Here is a 535-nt window from a genome sequence, read left to right as displayed (position 1 = left end):
TGGCTGCTTCTAAGCCAACATCCTGGTTGTCTGTGCAACTCCACATCCTTTCCCACTTAACACACACTTGGGGACCTTAGCTGATGGTCTGGGCTGTTTCCCTTTTGACAATGGATCTTAGCACTCACTGTCTGACTCCCGGAAGTAAGTCTATGGCATTCGGAGTTTGACTGAGCTTGGTAACCCTTGCGGGCCCCGCACCCAATCAGTGCTCTACCTCCACGACTCTGTTTTCCGAGGCTAGCCCTAAAGCTATTTCGGGGAGAACCAGCTATCTCCGAGTTCGATTGGAATTTCTCCGCTACCCCCACCTCATCCCCGCACTTTTCAACGTGCGTGGGTTCGGGCCTCCAGTGCGTGTTACCGCACCTTCACCCTGGACAGGGGTAGATCACCCGGTTTCGGGTCTACGTCCACGTACTATGTCGCCCTATTCAGACTCGCTTTCGCTGCGGCTCCGGCTTCTCACCTTAACCTTGCACGGGAACGTAACTCGCCGGTTCATTCTACAAAAGGCACGCCATCACCCCTAAAA

The 535-nt window shown here is 54.2% G+C and carries 1 rRNA gene; it reads right to left on the bottom strand.

Features of this window, described 5'->3' with window-relative positions:
- A 23S ribosomal RNA gene (locus L6H98_RS31190) occupies positions 1-535 on the bottom strand; the annotation flags it as partial.

Origin of the sequence: Paenibacillus sp. JJ-223 (assembly GCF_927798175.1) — a bacterium.
Taxonomy (GTDB): domain Bacteria; phylum Bacillota; class Bacilli; order Paenibacillales; family Paenibacillaceae; genus Paenibacillus; species Paenibacillus hubeiensis.
Note: the sequence above shows the minus strand (reverse complement) of the source record. Positions and strands in the feature narration are given on the sequence as shown.